General features: G+C 59.8%; 11 protein-coding genes and 1 pseudogene. 6 read left to right on the forward strand and 6 right to left on the reverse strand.

Going from position 1 to position 18,127, the window contains the following annotated elements:
* The first annotated feature begins 1 nt into the window (after position 1).
* Together Thiofri_RS07000 and Thiofri_RS07005 are read left to right on the forward strand one after the other, a co-directional pair.
* A complete protein-coding gene (locus Thiofri_RS07000) occupies positions 2 to 4,327 on the forward strand; it encodes a transporter substrate-binding domain-containing protein (protein ID WP_009150981.1) in 4,326 nt (1,441 codons plus the stop codon).
* A 104-nt stretch (positions 4,328 to 4,431) separates the two neighbouring features.
* Positions 4,432 to 4,665 (forward strand): annotated as a pseudogene (locus Thiofri_RS07005) (methyl-accepting chemotaxis protein); the annotation flags it as partial.
* A gap of 113 nt (positions 4,666 to 4,778) precedes the next feature.
* Here Thiofri_RS07005 and Thiofri_RS07010 read toward each other — a convergent pair.
* The 5 genes from Thiofri_RS07010 to Thiofri_RS07030 all read right to left on the reverse strand — a co-directional run bounded on the left by Thiofri_RS07010 (position 4,779) and on the right by Thiofri_RS07030 (position 10,632).
* Positions 4,779 to 5,393, reverse strand: a complete 615-nt coding sequence (locus Thiofri_RS07010; RefSeq protein WP_009150982.1) for a HyaD/HybD family hydrogenase maturation endopeptidase — start codon at positions 5,391 to 5,393, stop codon at positions 4,779 to 4,781.
* Entirely contained in the window at positions 5,374 to 7,080 is a 1,707-nt protein-coding gene (locus tag Thiofri_RS07015; protein ID WP_009150983.1) for a nickel-dependent hydrogenase large subunit, read from the reverse strand. The genes Thiofri_RS07010 and Thiofri_RS07015 overlap by 20 nt, the downstream gene beginning before the upstream one ends.
* Before the next feature lie 101 nt (positions 7,081 to 7,181).
* Positions 7,182 to 8,315, reverse strand: a complete 1,134-nt coding sequence (hybB, locus tag Thiofri_RS07020) for a Ni/Fe-hydrogenase cytochrome b subunit (RefSeq protein WP_009150984.1) — start codon at positions 8,313 to 8,315, stop codon at positions 7,182 to 7,184.
* Entirely contained in the window at positions 8,308 to 9,345 is a 1,038-nt protein-coding gene (gene hybA / locus Thiofri_RS07025; RefSeq protein WP_009150985.1) for a hydrogenase 2 operon protein HybA, read from the reverse strand. Before hybA ends, hybB begins: the two co-directional genes overlap by 8 nt.
* Positions 9,346 to 9,360: 15 nt before the next feature.
* On the reverse strand, positions 9,361 to 10,632 hold the full coding sequence (locus Thiofri_RS07030; protein ID WP_009150986.1) for a hydrogenase small subunit: 1,272 nt from the start codon (positions 10,630 to 10,632) through the stop codon (positions 9,361 to 9,363).
* Positions 10,633 to 11,306: 674 nt separating this feature from the next.
* Here Thiofri_RS07030 and Thiofri_RS07035 point away from each other — a divergent pair.
* The 3 genes from Thiofri_RS07035 to Thiofri_RS07045 all read left to right on the forward strand — a co-directional run bounded on the left by Thiofri_RS07035 (position 11,307) and on the right by Thiofri_RS07045 (position 15,273).
* Entirely contained in the window at positions 11,307 to 12,206 is a 900-nt protein-coding gene (locus Thiofri_RS07035; RefSeq protein ID WP_009150987.1) for a cytochrome c3 family protein, read from the forward strand.
* Positions 12,203 to 12,823: a cytochrome b/b6 domain-containing protein gene (locus tag Thiofri_RS07040; RefSeq protein WP_009150988.1), complete on the forward strand. Its 621-nt coding sequence runs from the start codon at positions 12,203 to 12,205 to the stop codon at positions 12,821 to 12,823. Before Thiofri_RS07035 ends, Thiofri_RS07040 begins: the two co-directional genes overlap by 4 nt.
* A 68-nt stretch (positions 12,824 to 12,891) precedes the next feature.
* Positions 12,892 to 15,273, forward strand: coding sequence for a nitrite reductase (locus tag Thiofri_RS07045; protein WP_009150989.1), 2,382 nt, complete (start codon positions 12,892 to 12,894; stop codon positions 15,271 to 15,273).
* A 73-nt stretch (positions 15,274 to 15,346) separates the two neighbouring features.
* Here the strand turns inward: Thiofri_RS07045 and Thiofri_RS07050 are convergent, their stop codons facing one another.
* Positions 15,347 to 16,216: a trypsin-like serine protease gene (locus Thiofri_RS07050; protein ID WP_009150990.1), complete on the reverse strand. Its 870-nt coding sequence runs from the start codon at positions 16,214 to 16,216 to the stop codon at positions 15,347 to 15,349.
* Between the two features lie 283 nt (positions 16,217 to 16,499).
* Here Thiofri_RS07050 and nifB point away from each other — a divergent pair, with 283 nt between their 5' ends.
* Positions 16,500 to 18,005, forward strand: coding sequence for a nitrogenase cofactor biosynthesis protein NifB (gene nifB / locus Thiofri_RS07055; protein WP_009150991.1), 1,506 nt, complete (start codon positions 16,500 to 16,502; stop codon positions 18,003 to 18,005).
* Positions 18,006 to 18,127: the final 122 nt, after the last annotated feature.

Raw genomic sequence — 18,127 nt, forward strand, 5'->3', positions numbered from 1 at the left:
CATGACTGCAGAGATGTGGTGGGCCTCGCTCGCGCGCATGATCTCTGGCTTGATTGGCCTGCTTTTCCTCCTGAGCGCTGGGTACACCGAGGCCGCGTGCGACGCCTTTGCACTCACCGCCGAGCAACGCGCCTGGCTTGATGCCCATCCGGATATCGTCCTTGGAATGACGGATCAATACCCGCCAGAATTGATCCGCGCGGGCGATGGTGAGCTGTCCGGGATCCTGATAGACGTGCTGGACCTGCTCAATCAACGCCTCGGTAGCTCGATTCGCTTGCAGGCGGATACATCCTCGCCGACGCTGATCGAGGAGGCCCGGGCCGGGCGGCTCGACGGCTTACTGGCGGTAGCGCAATTGCCGGTTTGGGATGATCAGTTTCTGCTGACCGACAGTTATTTCGAGACCTACCTTTATCTGTACGCGCGTGACGGCGTCTCCCTCGTGGGCACCGACCTCGCGGCCTTGTCGGGACAGCGCGTCGGAACGCTCCAGGATCACAAACGCATCAATGCCTTGCTCGCGCCGGTTGCCGAGGACATGGAGCACATTGAGTTTTCTTCCAATGAAGCCCTGGCCGCAGCGCTGATCGACGGGCGTATCGATGTGGCGGTGGCGCCTGGCACCTTCGACTGGTGGCGACGGCAAAACACCATGAGCGACTTCGGCATCGCCGGTGTACTCGAAGGCAGCGAGTACCAGATTGCCATGGCCATTCGCAAGGACTGGGCACCCCTGGTCAATATCCTCAATCTGGGCCTGGCCAGCATCAGCAACGACGAATGGATCGCGATCCTCAGTCACTGGGTCGGTGGGTTGCGGTTCGCGCGCCTGAGCCGGCGCCTGACATTGACTGAAGACGAGCGCCGCTGGCTGGACGAGCATCCAGTCATCCGCTATGGCATCAGCGCCTGGGCGCCGATTGAATACATCGATACCGAGGGCCAGCCGGCCGGCATCGCGCCGGACTATCTGCGCCAGATCGAAGCCCTGCTTGGGGTGCGCTTTGAGCCGCAGACCATCGAGCTTTGGCCCGAGGCGCTGGATGCGCTCGCGGACGGCAATCTTGACTTGCTTCCAGCGGCCATGCCCCGCAGGCAAGACCGCCAGGGGCCTTGTCATTTCACTGCGCCCTATCTGCGGTTTCCCGTCGCCATCTTCGCGCGTGTGGAAACGCCTTTGATCGACAGCCTGAGGCGCCTCGCCGGGAAGCGGGTGCTGGTGAGTGAGGGCTATGCCACCGAGGAATGGCTGCGCGCCGAGCATCCCGAGATCGACCTGGTGCTGGCGCCCGATGTGCGCACAGCCGTGCGCTGGCTGGCCGAGGGGCGGGCCGATGCTCTCGTCGGCAATCTGTTCGCGGTGAGTCAGGCGATCACGCTGGAAGAGTTATTTCAGGTCCGCGTCGCTGGCCATACGGACTACACCTACGAACTGGCCATGGCGACCCGTCCAGATTGGGACATTCTGAACGGGCTGCTTGAGCGTGCGATTGCGGCGATTCCCGTCAGCGAACAGGATGCGATCAAGAGCCGCTGGTTGAGCGCGCAGCCAGTGCCGCGCATCGACACCCGCTTGGTCTGGCAGGTAACGCTGGCGGTTGCCCTGGTGGTGGCCGTTATTCTGGCCTGGAACCTGAGTCTGGCGCGCCAAATCCAGCGCCGCCGGCGTGCCGAAGAGCGCCTGGGCGCCAGCGAGCAGCGCTATCGCGGCATGGTCGAGTCGGCCAGTTCAGTGCTTGTGTTTTATTGCCTGGACAAGCATGGCGTCGTGCTGGATGCGGGGGCTGGCACGCTTGAGCTGTTTGGCATGCAAGAACATGAAATGCTCGGTCGGAACTGGCGCGATATTGCCGCTTGGAGTGGCGACAGCCTGGTGCTGGGCCAGCGGGCGCTGGCGACCTGCTGGCTTGGCCAGGCGCCGGCGCCCGTGACCCTCACCTACGAACTGGATGGTGAGCGCCGCCATTTGATCAGCTTCCCGCACCCGGTCAAGGATGACAACAACCGCGTGGTGCGCATTGAGGGGCTGAATGTCAACCTGACCGAACGTCTGCGCCTTGAGGAAGAAGTACGCGAGCTGGAAACCGATTTTCGCACCCTCTTTGAGCTGTCCCCGTTACCGATCGTGATTTCAAGCGGTGACGAGGAACGCGTGCTGATGGTCAATCAACGCTTTCGCGATCTTGTGGGTTACGAAATCGACGAGATACCGGATGTCGCACGCTGGTGGCCCAAGGCCTATCCAGACCCTCAGTATCGCCAGCAGATTGAGGCGGAGTGGCAGCAAAAATTGGCGCGCGCCATGACGACGCAAAGCCCCCTGGAGCCCATGGAAGCGCAGGTGCGCTGCGGCGATGGACAAACCCGAATCTTTATTTTTCACGCCACCAGTCTGCGCCAGCGACAGTTGGTGATGTTTGTCGATGTCACCGAACAGCGCGCGACCGAGGCGCGGCTGCGCGCAGCCCAAGAGAAAGCCGAGGCGGCCAATCGCGCCAAGAATGAGTTTCTCGCCAATGTGAGCCACGAAATCCGTACGCCGATGAATGCCATTCTCGGCATGCAGTATCTGTGTCTGGAGACCGAACTGGATCAACGCCAGCGCGAGTATCTAACCAAGGCCCAGAGCGCGACCAATGCGCTGCTCGGATTGCTGAACGACATCCTTGATGTCTCCAAGATCGAGGCCGGGCATTTGCGCCTGGACGCACAGCCCTTCGCGCTGTCCCAGGTCTTAGATCAGTTGCTCGACATCGTCGGTCGCCAGGCCGAGGATCAGGGTTTGGGCTTTCTGATTGATTGCGCGCCCGAGGTGCCCGAGGCGCTCTACGGCGATGCGCTGCGGCTGAACCAAATCCTGCTTAACCTGGCGAACAACGCGCTGAAGTTTACCGAACAGGGCGACATTCGCATTGATGCGCGCCAACTCGAACGCTTGCCGGCGGCGGCCGGACAGAGCCGCGAGCGGGTGCATCTGGAGTTTCGCGTCCGGGATACCGGCATCGGCTTGAGCGAGGAACAGATCGCCACCGTGTTTCAGCCCTTTCAGCAAGCAGACGGCTCCATCACTCGCCGCTATGGCGGCACCGGGCTGGGGTTGTCGATCTGCAAGCGCCTGGTCACCCTGATGGGGGGCGCCATTGGCGTTGACAGCAAACCGGGGGAGGGTAGCACCTTCTGGTTTACCATCTGGAGCCAATGCCTGCGCGCAGACGAACAACCCGTTAGCCAGCAACCCCAGCGGTTGACCCAGGCGCCGCGCGGCCTGGCCGGTCGGCGGATGCTGTTGGTTGAGGACAACCCGGTCAATCGCGAGGTGGCGCGCGCCATGCTGGAGCGCGCCGGGATCATCGTCAGCGAGGCCGAGCAGGGTGTTGCGGCGCTTGCGCAGTTGAGTGAACAGGGCTGCGAGGCCTTCGATCTGGTGCTCATGGACATTCAGATGCCGGAGATGGGCGGGTTGGAAGCGACCCGGCGCATCCGCGCGCGACCCGATGGCACCCGGCTGCCGATTATTGGCCTCAGTGCGCATGTCCGCGATGAGGATGTGACCCGCGCCCGAGAAGCCGGCATGAACGCCCATCTGGGCAAGCCGCTTGATGTCGCACGCCTTTACGGCCTGCTGGCCGAACAGCTCGGCTTGAATGTGGACAGCTGCGTTGGAGATGGCGGCGAGCGACCGACCGATGCGCTTGAGTTGCCCGCCATCTCTGGGCTGGATCCTGCCGCTCTGAGCGTCGCGCTGGGTCCGAATTTTGACATGTGGCCGAAGCTGCTCAGGCTCTTTGAGTACACCCATATCGGGAGTCTGGCGCGCATCGATGCGGCACTGGCTGCCGGCGACATCGCGCTGGCCGAGAGCCATGCACACAGTTTAGCCGGTGCTGCCGGCAATCTGGGGCTGGTGGAGATTGGCGCCGCCGCTCGGGCGCTGGAAGATGTGCTAAGAGACCAGCCGCCGGCGGATGTCGCGCTGGCCGAGGCACGCGTGCAGCTCGCCGATCAGCTGGAGCCGGCACTGGCTGCCATCGCCGCCTGGCGCGACCAGGTCGCGACTGACCAGACCGCCATGGATCTGGGCGCCACTCAGGCACCGGCCGAGCCGCCCACTGCGGTCAGCCGTGAACGCCTGGAAGAGCTGCTGGCGCGACTGTACGAATTGACCCAGGCGCACGATCCGCGCGCGGAGGATCTCTTGCTTGAGGAAAATATCCTGCTGCATGCCGGCCTCGACCCGGATCAATATCGACGCCTGGAGCGCCAAATCACCGGCTATCGGTTTGCCGCAGCCAGCGACACGCTGGCGCAGTTGCGGGAAACCTAAGGACGCCTGTCGCTTTTTTCTCCTCTCCTGCCCAGTGCTAATGCCAAAGCGCCGATGACCGCTGCGGACACAAAGCCTGAACAATCGCGGACTCGCCAGTCTAGGTGATCCGCGAGATTGCTGAGCAGACCAACCTGCTCGCGCTCAATGCCGCCATTGAGGCAGCCCGCGCTGGCGAGCAGGGCCGAGGTTTCGCGGTGGTCGCCGACGAGGTCAAAAAACTTGCGGAGCGCACGGCTTCCGCCACCAGTGAGATCAGCACCATGATTGCCGCCATTCAGGATGAAACGTGCGTGGCGATCACCTCAGTCCGCGCTGGCAGCGAACAGGCCCATGCCGGCGCGGGGCTTGAACCGAATTAGGCTCAGTCTTTCGGTCTCGGGAGCATGCGATGAGCACAGTTCTTTGGGCTCCGTTTGGCCGATGCCACCGGCAATTTCTGGTGTCGCAGCTAAGTTGAGCTAACCGGGTCTGCGAGGAAGAGCGCGGCGCCGGTGGGGGAGGGTGCATGGATTCCCGGCTTGTGTGGCTTCATGGCGATATGCCAATCGCTCAGGATGGTCTGAACGCTTGTGAGAATGTCGGGCAGGCGCTGCTCCACGGGCGTGGACAGTTCGGTGCCGAGTTCCAAATTCTCTGGAACCACGCCAAGGAGTACGATCTCGCGCGGGCGGTAGTCGAGCAGTTGGGCGAGAGCCAGCACGTCGCTGATGCCCAGGTGATGCATGGAGAGTTTTTTGGAGAGTGCGGCCAGGATGGCGTCATTGCGAAGAATTTGAATATCGCCGGGCGCTGAATCCGGCGCGAAGAGGGCGTCGATCAGCAGGATGAGGTTATGTTCCTGAAAGAGCGCGAGCAGGTCGAGTCCGGTGGTGCCGCCGTCGACGAGCTCGACACTGCTGGGGGCGAAGCCATACTGCTGCTCAAGCCGGCGCAGGACGTGAATGCCAACGCCCTCGTCGCTCAGCAACAGATTGCCGAGTCCGATGATGAGCGCATCGGACTCGGCGGCGATATCTGCGGTTGGGACCGAATTAGGCGCAGAATCAGAGATTAGTGTTGACACGGACGATGTCGCGGCCCTGGTTGTCGTGCAGGTGGATGGCGCAGGCCAGGCAAGGGTCGAAGGAATGCACGGTGCGCAGCACCTCCAGCGGGCGTTGTTCGTCGAGAATGGGGTTGTTCATCAGCGAGGCCTCATAAGGGCCTTTCTCGTCGTTTTGGTTGCGCGGACCGGCGTTCCAGGTGGAGGGTACCACTGCCTGGTAGTTTTTGATTTTGCCGTTTTCAATCACAATCCAGTGCGACAGAAGGCCGCGTGGTGCCTCGTGGAAACCAAATCCCATCTGTTCACCCTTGGGGAATGTCGGCGGGTTGAAGGTGGTCATGTCGCCACTGGCGATATTACTGATGAGCGCGTTGTAGTTGTCCTCGAGCATGTCATAGAGCACTTGGGTGCGCACGCAGCGGGCGGCATGGCGGCCGAGGGTTGAATGCAAGACGGTCAGCGGCACCTGCGAGCGAGTGATGGCACCAATGCGGTCCATTGCCACCTTGAGATAGCCTCGGGTGCGCTCATCGCCGGCGGCAACCATGGCCAGCACATTGGCCAGCGGCCCGACTTGCGCCGGCTTATCGGCAAAGGTTGGCGCTTTCACCCAAGAGTAGGCACCGTTTTCGTCGAAGTCAGTGTATTTCGGAATGGTGTCTTCCTGATAAGGCGTGCGCGTCCAGTCGCCGTCGTACCAGGCGTGCTTGATACTTTCCTTGACGTTTTGCTCAAAGAAGGGATCACCAAAATGGGTGATGGGGCGGAATTGGGACATGTCCCCATTGGGAATGTAACCGCCGGGCATGGCAAACTCCGTTCCCTTGCCATCCTTGGGGAAGTCGGGTGCAGACAGGTAATTGGTCACCCCCTGACCATAGGGTAGCCAGTCGGCATACAGCGCCGCAATGGCGGTGACATCAGGCAGATAGACCTCGCGGATAAAGCCTTGAATCTCATCCATCAGGGTCTTGACATAGGCCAGGCGCTCCATGTTGAGCGCGGACTGCTCATTGGGGTTAATGGGATTGGCTACGCCACCAACTGCTAAGTTCTGAATATGCGGGGTTTTGGCGCCCAGAATGGCGGTGATCTGATTGGCCTTGCGCTGGTATTCGAGTGCTTCCAGATAATGGGCCACCGCCATTAAGTTGGCCTCAGGCGGTAGAATCATGGCCGGATGGCCCCAGTAGCCATGCGCAAAGATGCCGAGTTGGCCGTTTTCGACGAACTTTTTCACCTTCGCCTGTACTTGGGCGAATTGGGCAGCACTATTGTTTGGCCAGTTTGACAGGCTTTGGGCCAGTTGCTCGGTCTTTTTTGGATCAGCCGAAAGGGCGGAGACCACATCCACCCAGTCGAGTGCCGAGAGGTGATAGAAATGCACCAGATGGTCATGGATGCCATGGGCGGCCATGATGATATTGCGAATAAGCTGGGCATTGAGCGGGATTTCCATGTCCAGTGCATTCTCGACCGCACGCACTGAGACAATGGCATGCACCGTGGTGCAGACGCCGCAGATGCGCTGGGTATAGAGCCAGGCATCGCGCGGGTCGCGGCCAGTCAGTATGGTCTCGATGCCGCGCCACATCTGGCCGCTCGACCAGGCATTGACGACTTTTCCGTCCTTGACGTCGCAATCGACGCGCAGATGCCCCTCGATGCGCGTTACCGGGTCTACTGTGATGCGGTTAATGGTCACGGATGTCTCCCTGTAGGGACGACTTTAGTCGCCCTCAATAAAGCTGAGTAAAAGGTGTCTTGAGCAAAAAAGCCGCTAACGCCGCATGTTAATCAAGCCGCTCAATGCTCCACTGCCATGATGGGCGTCTTTTTCACAAAGAACAGATAAGCCATGACCTCAAAGGCAACAATGCCAAGGGCAATGCTCATCTCCCCAACTGATGGAAAATAATGCCAGCCCGGACCGGGGTCGAAGGCGATCATAAAGGCATTGAAGCGATACAGGGCGCCGCCTAATACCACGGCCAGTGAACTCCAGAACAAAATTGTCGGGCGGGTGCGATGGTGTTTGTCCATCAAAATGACAATCGCAAAGACAAAGAGGGTTATCTCGGCGAGAAACAGATAGGGCTCGGGACCAGGGCCGGCGATGGCGCTGATGTGGCCGCTTAAGACCAGATCCCCGATGCGCAGCACCAGATAGGCAATGAGTAGCCAGGGAATAATGGCGCTGACTTTGCTCAGTAGCGGGGTTTCGAGTTTGCGTCCGAGATTGACCGAGGCATAGAGCGACTCGAACACCACGATGCCATAGCCCATGGTGATGGCGGTGAGCAAAAACAGCAGCGGAATAATGGACGTTTGCCACAGATCATGCACCTTGTAGCCAGCAATCAATAGCAGGGATCCAAGCGAGGACTGATGCATGGTCGGCAGCAGCATGCCCACGCCGATAAAGAAGAACAGGATATGGCGCATAAAGCGCAGCAGCCGGTTGGCTTTCATCGCCTCCAGTATCGCCGGGGAGAACTCAATCCAGAGCACCAAGGTATAGAGAGTCACGCAGAGCGCGACTTCTAGCATCACGGAGTTTAGATTGATGTACTGCGGCAGAAAGACGTTATATAGCTGCCAGTAACGGCCCACATCGACGACGATGGATGCGCCGGCCAGGGTGTAGCCAAAGACGCTGGTCAGGAGCGCGGCGCGGATCATCGGGTGGAATTGCCCGCGATTGAAGACATACACCAGCAACGCCATGGCATAACCGCCGCAGGCGATGGCGGTGCCCGTGACCACGTCATAGGTGATCCACAGGCCCCAGGGGAAGCCGTCACTCAGGTTAGAGACATCCCCAATGCCAAAGACAAAGCGGCGGATGAGGAAATAGCCGGCGATCAGCACCAGCACTCCCATGAACTTGAAGTGCCGGGTGAGCACCTTGCCACCGACCGGGCGGAAGGCCTCAGTCATCGTGGTGCTCCGGTTGCCCGCACACCGACTTGTCTTCCGACTCTGGATCATGCTCCGGATGATCTTCGCGATCTTCCTTGGTGTGCTGATAGGCCGCATAGACCAGACCACCAAGCAGCAGGCCGGGGGCGACCATGCCCTTGTATAGCGTATGTTGCAGCGTCTCGGACAGACGCGCACGCGACTCATCACCCACCGGCGGCATGCCAAGCTGCTCGAACGGTACGCCGGCCACCATCAGATACTGGGTGCCGCCGGATTCGGTCTCGCCATAGAGGTGCGGAAGGTATTTTTCCGCCTCGGTCTCGCGCGTCTTGCCGCCGAGTTGATTGAGCGGAAATTCCGCCCGCTCGCCAGGCTGCATGGCAAGTCGCCGATGCCCTTCCGCGCGCAGATCCTCAACCCGGCCAAAGAGGCTAGCCCCAGTCGGGCAGACATCGCAGCAGGCCGGAATCTCGCCATCGGCAATGCGCGGCGCGCACATTTGGCATTTGACAATCTGCGGGAAGGTCTTGTCGTACTGGAACTTGGGGATGTTAAAGGGGCAGGCGAGCTGACAATAACGGCAGCCGATGCAGGCATCCGCGTTGTACTGCACAATTCCGGTGAAGGGGTCTTTGGTCAGGGCGCTGACCGGGCAGGCAGAGATGCAGTCCGGGTCGATACAGTGCATGCAGGCGCGCTTGATAAAACATGCATCAGGGTCATCGAGATCGGTGCGACTGCCCTCGGCCACATAGGCCTTGATCTTATTCATGGTGCGACCATTCAGGTCGTCATCGCCATCCCAGGCGCCATTGACGCCATAGGCCTGATCGATGGCGCCCTGACCGCTGACGGGCATGTCATTCGCGTCTTTGCACGCGACCTCGCACGCCTTGCAGCCGATGCACAGGTTGGCATCATAAAGAATGCCAATGGCATCCGGTGGTAAGGTTTTGCACTCGCGGGCCTGAACCGGTGAAGCACCGACGGCGACCGCGCTACCGGCGGCCATCACTTTGAAAAACTGACGACGATCAATGTTCATGGGTGTTCCTCCGTGTTAGGCCTTGGTGCCTTCGGATAATGCGTCGGATGATGGGTCGGATGCGCTCTGGGCTTCCGCCTCCTCAAGCGCTTTGAGTTTGCTGTTCGCGCCCAAGGCATAGACTAGGGCGCCGCCGCCGATGGCACCGGCCACAGCAGCGGAGGTCAGGGTGACGCCGCCGGGGTGCTCGGTGATGATTCCCGGGAAGATGGACGGCGAGGTAACAGAGACATTTTTTGCCTGCTCATGCTGCGGCTTGTGGAAACCAACGCCTTGCTCCGAGCAGCCAAAACAGGGATGGCCAATGCCGACCGGCCAAGTGTTGCCGCCGACATCGCCGAATTCGATCACCGGGCAGTTGGCATAGGTCTCGGGACCCTTGCAGCCGAGCTTGAATAGGCACCAGCCCTGACGGTGGCCCTCGTCGCCGTATTCCTCGGCAAAGTGCCCGGCGTCGAAGTGCGGGCGACGCTCGCAGTTCTCGTGAATCAGGCGACCGTAGGCGAATTTTGGGCGGTGCTTGGCGTCCAGCTCGGGGAGCTGTTGCAGCGTCAGGTAATACAGAACCGTCGAGAGGATGTTGTAGGGCGAGGCCGGGCAGCCGGGCAGATTGATCACCGGCAGCGGCGTGCCGTCGGCCTTGGTGATGCCATACAGATCCAGTGCTTCTTGAATACCGACAGCCCCGGTTGGATTGGGCGCTGCGCTCTGCACGCCGCCCCAGGAGGCGCAGGAGCCAATGGCGATGGCCGCAGCCGCGTGGGGTGCGATTTCATGCAGCATCTGCTGGGGTGTCTTGCCGGCTACCTTGCAGAAGTTGCCATTGTCCGCCGTGGGGACCGAGCCCTCGACCACCAGAATGAAGTTGCCCTTGTTCTTCTCAAGCGAGTCATGCAGTGCCTGCTCGGCCTGATGGCCAGCGGCGGCGAGCAGCGTCTCGGAATAATCCAGCGAGATCAGATCAAGAATCAGCCCCTCGAGCGTTGGGTGGGTAGCGCGCAGCAGGGACTCCGTGCAGCCGGTGCATTCCTGAAAATGCAGCCAGATCACCGGCGGACGCGCCGGGCTGGCAGCCTGTTGTTCCACCGCCGCCAGCACCTGGCCGGTCATGGTTGCCGGCAGCCCCATGGCGGCGGTGATGCTGGTGGCAAACTGCAAAAAGCGGCGGCGACTCAGGCCATGGAGTTCCAGATGGTCTTCGAGTGCAGGCGGCAGCGCAGGTGGCGGGGAGGACGGGAGGCTCCCATGGCTGGAGGCATCCGAAAAGGGCTGTTGTTGGTTGTTCATGGCGCGCTCTGCCTGACCTCTGTCGTCGTTCGCTGGAGTCTTTAAGAATTCGAACCGCTGCGGGAGAAACCCCAGTCGGCCCGTCAAGAATATGCGAAAGTGCTAATATGCTTATGTGCTATATTACTTATAGTCCGGATTTAACCAACTGTCCAGCCCCGGTGCGGATCGCTTAAGATGCTTGATCTCAATCAGTTTTTAACAGGGTTTTTTACTCAGTTATCGGGCTGCGCTGCTCGGATGGTAATGCGATTGGTTCGCGCTTGTTTTAATCTGGCGGGGTGCGCTTTTAGCGAATGTGCGTTGTCGTGTGCCGGTGATCGAATGCGCGGGTTTCTGGGGTTTGTGCAGAATCGGGCCGAGATCTAAACGGGGCTCAGCTGCGGGATCGCGCCATTGCCCGGGATCAATCAGGCGCGTTTTTCCTGGGCAGGAGTGCGCGTTTGGCGCTATGGTCACTATGTTGAAAGACTGACCTGGGGGGCAGTTGTCTGTTGACTGATTCGATGATAAAAAAACACCATGCAGTTCATCCTGGCCAGCGCTCTGACGGGTCCGTGCTAAACCAGTACGCGGCACTGCGGGGCTTGCCAAAAAGCGCGTCTGGGTTTGTCTTGGCGCTGATATTGGCGCTTGGCTTGGGCGCTCCCAGCATCGGGTTTGCGGAGCCGGCCATGGCGCTGCCAGCCCCGGCTGCCGAAGCCGCGAGCGAACAGCGTGCCTGCCTGCGTTGTCATGGCATGGCCACCCTGGCCTATCGCGACCCGGCCACTGGCGACATTGTTAATCTGGCACTCAATGAAAAAACATTCGGGCATTCCGTGCATGGCGAGCTGGCGTGCAGCCACTGCCACGAAGACGGCTATGAGAGCTACCCGCACTCGCCAGACGTATCGGCAGCGGAGCTAAATTGCGTGCAATGCCACGAGGATCACCCGGAAAACACCGACCGCGTCGATTTCACGGTGATCGATCAGGAATATCAGGCCAGCGTGCATGCGCGCTCCGATGACTCTGAGGCGGCGGGTTTTAACTGTCACTCCTGTCACGATCCTCACGCCTTCAGAGCCTCCCTGCTTGGGCGCGATATCCCCGATATCGTCGCCTACGACAATCAGATCTGCCTGTCCTGCCACGAGGAATTGCGCGATGCTTTCAGCACTTCCCACGCCTGGCTGCCGAATCGCGACAAGCACTGGGCGTCGGTGCGCTGTTTGGATTGTCATACCCCTTCGAGAGACAACGGTCGCCCGGTGTCGCATGAAATCCTGAGCAAGGAGCAGAGCAACGCCAACTGCGTCAACTGCCATTCCCAGGCACAGGGCCTCTTGAGCCGGCTTTATCAATACCGCTCGCGCGAGGATATCGAAGAAAAGGGCTTTTTCGCCAAGGCGGTGTTTAACCAGGCATATATCGTCGGCATGAGCCGCAACCCGCTGATTGATCGCTTGGCGCTGATCATCATCGGCCTGACGGTGCTGGTGCTGGCAGCCCATGGCTATGGCCGTTACCGGGCTTATCAGTCCTTGCGCGAGCAGCAGGCGACAGCCGCGAATGAAGGAGACAAACAATGAGCGCCCTGTATTTGTATCCCATCTGGATGCGCCTCTGGCACTGGTTGAACGCGGTGATCTTCATTGTGCTGATGGTCACGGGTGCGAGCATGCATTTTTCCGGCACGCCCTGGCTGTTGTCCTTCAATACCGCCGTGCCTATTCATAACGCCTCCGGCATTCTTCTGACCATCAGTTGGGTGGTTTTTATTGTCGGGAATCTGTTTACCACCAATGGGCGTCATTACCGGGTTCAATTCCGGGGCTTTTTCCAACGCTTGTTCGCGCAGATGGGCTATTACGGCTATGGGATTTTCCGTAATGCGCCACATCCTTTTCATGTCACCGAGGAAATGAAGCTCAATACGTTGCAGCAGATTAGTTACATTGGTGTTATGTATGGACTCATGCCCTTTTTAATCATCAGCGGTTGGGCCTTTTTGTACTCGGTGTATCTGCCGGAAACCCTCTTTGGTATTGGTATCCTTTGGCTGATTGCCATGGCGCATCTGACCCTGGCCTATTTTCTGGTGATGTTTTTAATTGTTCACATGTACATCATCACCACTGGAGAGACCCTGACCACCAACCTGCGCGCCATGTTTACAGGTTGGCACCGGGAGACAGATCAGCATTAAGCATGCACCTTGGTTTGCGCCTACAGCTTGCATTGGCCCACGCGCCTGACTGATATCGAGAAAAGATCATGAGTACCCTGACCGAAGACCTTGTCAGCCCCAAGTCCAAACGTCGTTTCCTGATCATCGGCGGCATCTTGCTGGCGGTGATTCTGGCGTACAAATTTCTCTATCCGCTGTTCTTCGATGCCTATGTCGGCAAGACCAATGCGCCGCTCAGCTATGAGAGCAGCCAAGAACTGAGTGATCTTGAGTTCGAAGCGCTAGCGCGCGATTTGAGCGAGGAGGCGCGTTACGAGAAAGCCGCAGCGGTGGTGAGCGAGGATCAAGAGCCCTTCGCTCGTCAGGTCAAGATCGAGATGCTGATGAACACCCCGTCCTTCGTCAGTGAGATCGAGCCCAAGCATATCGAGTATTTCCGCGAGGCCGGCATCCGCAAATATGAAGGGCCCGAGACCTGTCTGCGCTGTCATGAAACCATCACCGTCAACCACGGCGAAGGGGGGCTGAAGACGGTCAATACGCTCGATGACATCGTTAACTCGGTGCATTTCAAGTTCCAGACCTCGGCCGGCGGCTTCTCGACCTTTGGCTACGACGGGCGTCAGGTCAACGCCGGTCCGCACAAGATTCCTGTAGGTAAGATTGATCGCGCCTGCGGTATTCCGGGCAGCTTCACCTGGACCGGCTGGGCGGCGCTGGTGAAAAGCCGCCCTGAGCATGCAGGAGGCGAGGTTGAGATGCGCAGCGAGGGCTGCGGTCAGTGTCACATTGGCGGCAATTACCAGCCCGCCACCGAGAAAATGATGCCCATCGGCGATGTGCCCGAGATGGCTAAGGAAGGTATTGACTGCCTGATCTGCCACTCGCGCACCTACGACATGAACAAGCGTTATGTCATTCGCGACGACAAAGGCACCCGCTGGAACCAGGACCGCAGCATGCACGCGGCCCTGACTGTCGCCGAGATTCGCAGCGACAACTGCCTGCGCTGCCATCAGCACAACATGGGCGGCGATATCTACGAGCACAATTTTGCCGCCACCCAGTTGGGCGATGAGAACCAGCGGCTGTTGCACCATGGCGCCAAGCGGGGCAATCCCTTCAGTCCGCAGGACGATGTGCATGCCGCTGCCGGCATTCAATGCACCGACTGCCACGAGCCTGAAGGGCATAAAATCCCGCGCGGGCGCATGGGGGTCGACCTAGTCGCCAACGACTTGCCGGATGTGGATGTCACCTGTGCCAGTTGCCATACCGAGACCCCGCACAACAATTCCAAGGACAAAGCCCTGCTCAACGGTCATATCGCCCGCATGGCCTGCGAGACCTGTCATATCAAGGAGCTGGAAGCCAACAGTGTGGTGCTGCGCGACTGGGTCCACCCAAGTTGGAATTCCGAGGAAGGCGTCTGGGAACCCACCGATATCTTTCAGTCGGGCGAACCGGGCAAGGGCTTTAAGTTTCTGTGGTTCAACGGCAATGGGACTTTCCTCGCCAATGCGCTCGGCAGCAATCCCGCGGGTACCGGGGATTACAATCCGCTGATGAATCAGATGGTCAAGATCGATGATCCAGAAGCGCTCGCCGATATTCGTGCGGCGGTTGAGGAGCTGAAAGAGACCTATCCCGAGATCGATGTCGATGAGTATGTGAAAAAGGCGACCGATCCGTTAAGTCAGCTCACGCCCGAGATGCTCGCCAAGCGCCGCGAGATGATCGCCAAGAATCTGCAAGTGGCGATGAACGATGGCGAAAGCCGTATTTACCCGTTCAAAGTCTTCAATGCCATGATGTACGAGGACATGGGTAACCAGGGTCCCTTTGGTGCCATGATTCTGCCCTTCGATTACGCCACCTACTATGAGACAGGCGATGGCAAAGCCTCGGTCAAGCAGGCCATCAGCGATCCCATCGTTCAACGCATGTACCAGATGCCCTTTAAGGTCTACATGATGGATGAGTTCATGTACTACTTCGGCGTCATGGAGGGCTGGAACCCCACCTATCCGCTGGTCAATGGCGAGCTGGTCAATGTTGAGCCGCACTGGATGCGCCAGATGGGCACCCTGATGGTCAACCATGGTATCCAGGGCAAGGGTCGGGAATGCAAAGACTGTCACGATCCCAACGGCGTCATGGATTTCGCCGCTCTCGACTATTCGCCCGAGCAGGTCGCTGAATTGCAGGACCTTGAAGGATTAACAGCTAGCGGCAAGAGCCCGGTTCAAGATGTGCAGCCTCCCCCCGCGTCCTTACCGCAGCCTTCACCTGCGACGCCTGAGGTTCACACGCCAGCCAAGCCGCCGGTTGAGGCAAGGGCGCAGGAAATGGCTCCAGGTTTGCGCCCGCAACTGCCAGCTGCCAGCCTGCCCCTTGGCATGCCAGCACCACCAGTGCCGCAGGAACGAATGTCGGCTAACCCGTCCTATCCTTACTGGCCGCGCTAAGCCAATACCCTCCTAAGGCGGTCTGCCCGGCGCGGATCGCGGAGCCTCTGCTGGTTCCGCTGATCCGCGCCTGTTAATGTGCAGAATCGAGCCAGTCAGCCAAGGGCGCGAGATTAACCGCCATGTTGGATCGCGCGCCATGTCTGGCATTGAGTCCGTAAACCACACTATTGACTCCAATCACTTGCCCCTGCCGGAGCACCGGGCCGCCCGACGTGCCGGGGCAGAGCGATGGCGCACCATCCTGCTTCTGACCGGCCATGCTGTAGAAGTTGATCGCGTCGGCGCGAATGACCTGGGTGCGGCCCCAGCCGCGACGCACTGGCCCGCTGGTCTTGGCGCCAGGCTGGGCGCAACCATAGCCAACCAGAACCACCTCATCTCCCGGCGCTGGAGCCACGGCTCGCACCGCCAGGGTTGGAATTGTCGGCGTCTCTGTGCGCAGATCAATCAGGGCGACATCCGGGTAGCGCGCGGCGAAGTGATAACGCAGCCGCAACCGCAGTTTTAGCGAGGCTTCGACCGTCATCTCGGGAAGCGCCGATCCGGGCGAATCACCTTCACGTGCAGCCAACAACTGCTGCGCTTTGTAAGCGCGAAAGGCTTTCAGCCCGCGCGCGTATTCAGGTGAGAGCAGCGTCCGCGCGACTGTCACTCGCTGCCCGGCGCCAGGCTGGCGTTGCACGGGCGCCTGGTTCACAACAATCTCCCTTCCCGGCTCAAAAGCGGGCCGTAACTCGCCGTTTTGCGCGTCCACCACGCAATGGGCTGCGGTGAGGAGTCGTCGCGCGCCAATTTTGGTCGCGCTGCATAACATCTCGGTTTGGGTTCCGATGGCCACCACGGCGGGATAGCGCCCGTGGAGATCCGCCGTCCCCTGATAAAGTGCCGCGCTTGGGCTAGGGGCTAGCAGCAGACAGCCAAGCGCAATCAGACGTCGCATGCGTTGGCGCCGGTTTGGCGGGGATTTTTGATACGCCCGCTGAGACTTGGGTGCAGCCCCGGTCCATCCGAGTCGCGGATCGCACAAAGTGCCGCCTTGGGCTGTCGCGCTTGCGACAAGTGTTTGGCTGGCGGTTCTTAACATGCTGAATAAAAGAGTGTTTCCTGTGGTATCGGAATAGGCACGCGGGTTGCTAAGAATAACCAAACGGCTTGTTTAGAGCTCAGGCAATTCGCGTGTCAGGTGCTGTCTTGGGCGGCTGCCGATTCCAACGGGAGGCATCATGGAGTTGAAGGTTGTTGATTCGTCTGGGGTGCGGGAGAAAATCCGTAATCATCCCTGCTTCTCGAAAGATGCGCATCATCATTATGCGCGCATGCACGTAGCCGTGGCGCCAGCCTGTAACATCCAGTGTCACTATTGCAATCGCAAATATGACTGTGCCAACGAATCCCGTCCAGGCGTTGTCTCTGAGCTGCTGACACCTGAGCAGGCGGTCAAGAAGACCCTCGCCGTGGCAGCTGAGATCCCCCAACTCAGCGTCCTTGGCATCGCCGGACCCGGTGACCCTCTGGCCAACCCTGAGCGCACCTTTGCCACCTTCGCGGCCCTGACGGAGAAAGCTCCGGATATTCGGCTGTGTGTCTCGACCAATGGGCTCATGCTGCCCCCGCATGTTGACGAACTTTGCCAGCACAACATCGACCACGTCACCATCACAATCAACTGTGTGGACCCAACAATTGGCGCGCAGATTTACCCCTGGATTTTCTGGGAGCACAGGCGTATTCGCGGTGTCAAAGCCGCTGCCATTCTGATTGAGCAGCAGCTCAAGGGCCTGGAGATGCTGGCCGAACGTGGGGTCCTGGTCAAAATCAATTCGGTGCTCATCCCGGGTGTGAATGATCAGCATCTGGCCGAGGTCAGCCGCATCGTCAAGGACAAGGGCGCTTTCCTGCACAACATCATGCCGCTGATTGCCGAGCCGGAGCACGGCACCTTCTTCGGGCTTATGGGGCAACGCTCGCCGAGCGCTGAGGAACTCAAAGCAGTGCAACAAGCCTGCGCCAATGACATGGAGATCATGAGCCACTGCCGGCAGTGCCGCGCCGATGCCATCGGCATGCTCGGGCAGGATCGCCACGACGAATTCACTCTCGAGCGCATTGAAACGCTGGACATTGATCATGCTGCGGCCATGGAGCGCCGCGCCCGGGTGCGCGCCGAGATCGAAGCCGCTCGCGCTGCCAAGTCACAACAGCCCGCACTGGTGTCGCTTGCGTCACTGACAAGCCCCAAGCCCGCAGCTGAGGCATTGCCGTCGGTGCATGCTGGGCAGGGAAAGTCGGCATTTGCAGGGGCAAGCTTTCGCGTCGCAGTGGCCAGCAGCGATGGCCAGCAGATCGACCAGGCGTTTACCGAGGTCGAGGCCCTGCGTATCTACCAGGTCGATAACGACACTCTGCGCCTGATCGAGACGCGCCCGGTCGCAGTACCTGCGCTATTGCCAGAGTCAGGCCAAGACTTGCCACCAGTAATGGACTCTGGCGAGGGCTCTGCCGCAGCAACAAGAGTTGTTGCGGCGATGGCTCTGGTCAAGGATTGCGATGCCGTGCTCTGCACCCGCATTGGTTTTGGTGCATGGCAGCAATTGGAGCAGGCCAGCATTCGGCCCCTGAGCGTTGAGGCCGGCACAGCCACCAAAGCCGCGCTCAGGCAAGCTCATGCCGACTGGCGCGCCGAAACCGAGGCCAACATCGACGCGACGCCCCGCGCCCTGTCAGCCTGATGATCGCTGGCAGCGAACAGCGATCAATGAACCAGCGTCTTTGCCCTGAAACAGCTGCTTCATCTTCTGGGGTGGCGCCGCACGATAGAAGTCGCGAACAGGTTTTCGGTTTTGGGTCGGGT

Origin of the sequence: Thiorhodovibrio frisius (genome assembly GCF_033954835.1) — a bacterium.
In the GTDB taxonomy this organism is placed as follows: domain Bacteria; phylum Pseudomonadota; class Gammaproteobacteria; order Chromatiales; family Chromatiaceae; genus Thiorhodovibrio; species Thiorhodovibrio frisius.